The sequence below is a fragment of the Burkholderia sp. Bp8986 genome (assembly GCF_003854225.1).
In the GTDB taxonomy this organism is placed as follows: domain Bacteria; phylum Pseudomonadota; class Gammaproteobacteria; order Burkholderiales; family Burkholderiaceae; genus Burkholderia.
This window is the reverse complement of the sequence record NZ_QTQM01000133.1, coordinates 1-1,946: the sequence shown is the minus strand read 5'-3', so window position 1 is coordinate 1,946 and position 1,946 is coordinate 1. Positions and strand designations below refer to the sequence as shown.

Here is a 1,946-nt window from a genome sequence, read left to right as displayed (position 1 = left end):
TACCAGCTGTCCACGTGGACACGTAGCATCAGAGTGAAGCGATTTCTAGACAAGGACGTCGTTAACGGATCGCATACCTTTGATCTTGAACGCGTCGGTCAGTTGCCGGTACACGCGACTGGCATATACGTCAGCATTCGCTACAGCGAACGGCTGGCTGAGGCCGGCATCGAGCAGTCGGTCGGCAGCCGGGGCGACAGCTACGACAATGCGCTGGCCGAAACGATCAACGGCCTGTACAAGACGGAACTGATTCATCGGCGCGCCCCTTGGAAAACAAGGGAATCCGTCGAACTGGCAACGCTGGAATGGGTCGCCTGGTACAACCATCATCGGCTGATGGAACCGCTCGGCTATATCCCGCCTGCTGAAGCTGAGGCAAACTACTACGGGCAACTCAGAAATGCCGCTGACGTGTCTGCATTAACTTAAACCAACCAGCCTCCACGATTCCCGGTGCGGTTCACCCAGCAGAGGACGACGCATTCGGTCTACCTGCTTCTGGAAAGCCGGCTTGACTCCCTGCCGCCCGAGCAACAGGCTCAGCTTCTGGTCGATCTCGTCCCATGCATTGATCAACTCTCCGATAGCGTATCAGCCACAGTTTCCTCGAGTCTGGTCGAAAGACTCGGCACACTGCCGCTCGCACTGCAACGTCCGGTGTGGGATGCCATCGGAAAGAACAAGTCGTGGGCGGCAATTACTTCAGGGAACGAAGAATAATCAATAATCGCCCCGTTTTCGCGATATTGGAGATCGGTGCAAATCTCTTCGGTGTCGTTGTGAGGATCGCTCCCCGCGCCATGACGAGATCCGCTCCCTGACAGGTCACGCTCTCTTCAATTTCGCGGCCATCTGCTCCTGGTCGCACTACTGTCGTACGCGATCGATGACATCGGGATCGCAGTTGGGCGGCGAATATTCGGTGGCCTTGCCTCTGCCGTGATCATTCCGACCGCGTTCGCCTTGATTGTAAGCGTCATTCCGTGGCCGCATGGACAGAGCTGAAGCCGGTGTCCAAAGTGATGTCCGTTACTTCAAGTGATGGGGACTACTTTGGACACACGGAATGCGCGATCATCGAACCGCAAGGGCCGACCGAATTACACACCAGAGTACCGACGGCAAGTTGCCGTCGCGGCATGCGAGCCGGGTATTTCGGTGGCCAAGCTCGCGCAGGCGCACGGACTGAATCCGAATATGGTGTTCAAGTGGCGCCGGCAACTGCGAGCGGGCCTGTTCGAAGGAGTGGCGCACAGCACAGCGGTGCTGCTGCCCGTAGCGCTACCTGATGCACCGACCGGTGAGACCGCAGAACCGGTGTCGCTCGCTCTACAGCCTGTCGGGCCACATCGCGAGAGCATACCGGCAGCGTCGGGCATCGAGATCGAACTGAACGGTGCCCGTGTACGTGTCACGGGCATGGTCGACCCCGTGCAGTTGCGCCTCGTGCTGCGCTGCCTGATGCCAGCATGATTGCGCCGCCAGGCGGTACCCGCGTATGGCTGGCAGCGGGCGTTACCGATATGCGCCGTGGCATGGATGGACTTGCCGCGCTGGTGCAGTGTATGCGGTCTTTTGACGACGCCCCTCAGAGGTTGAGGGCGGCAGGCATTCTCCAAGGCATGAGATCGGCGTAGTCGTCGGCGGTTGCAGCGAGCGGCAACCTGGTGAACAGCCAGACCAGATAGCGATACGGCTCGACGCCGTTCGCCTTGCACGTCTCGACGAGGGAGTACAGGTTGGCACTGGCCTGCGCGCCGGCAACCGTATCGGAGAACAGCCAGCCCTTGCGGCCGACGACGAACGACCGGATCGCGTTCTCGCACAGTGTATTAGCCGGGACTCGATCTGACAGGTAGTCGGGCCTACAAAGAACGATCCATCAATGGGGGATGAGTTTCTCCTTGGCGAGATCGAGCGAATCGAGGAAAGTGCGCATCGGC

General features: G+C 59.5%; 3 protein-coding genes and 1 pseudogene. 3 read left to right on the top strand and 1 reads right to left on the bottom strand.

Annotation, left to right across the window (positions count from 1 at the left end):
* From DID99_RS36460 to tnpA, 3 genes are all read left to right on the top strand, one after another.
* Nucleotides 1–432, top strand: a 432-nt coding sequence (locus DID99_RS36460) for an integrase core domain-containing protein (protein WP_260444796.1), incomplete at its 5' end; no start/stop codon positions are given.
* Between the two features lie 24 nt (nt 433–456).
* Nucleotides 457–723: a hypothetical protein gene (locus tag DID99_RS36455; RefSeq protein ID WP_124668713.1), complete on the top strand. Its 267-nt coding sequence runs from the start codon at nt 457–459 to the stop codon at nt 721–723.
* Between the two features lie 321 nt (nt 724–1,044).
* A complete protein-coding gene (gene tnpA, locus DID99_RS36450; RefSeq protein WP_260444795.1) occupies nt 1,045–1,476 on the top strand; it encodes an IS66-like element accessory protein TnpA in 432 nt (143 codons plus the stop codon).
* Between the two features lie 115 nt (nt 1,477–1,591).
* Here tnpA and DID99_RS36440 read toward each other — a convergent pair.
* Nucleotides 1,592–1,837, bottom strand: a pseudogene (locus DID99_RS36440) (transposase domain-containing protein); the annotation flags it as partial.
* Between the last annotated feature and the right edge of the window lie 109 nt (nt 1,838–1,946).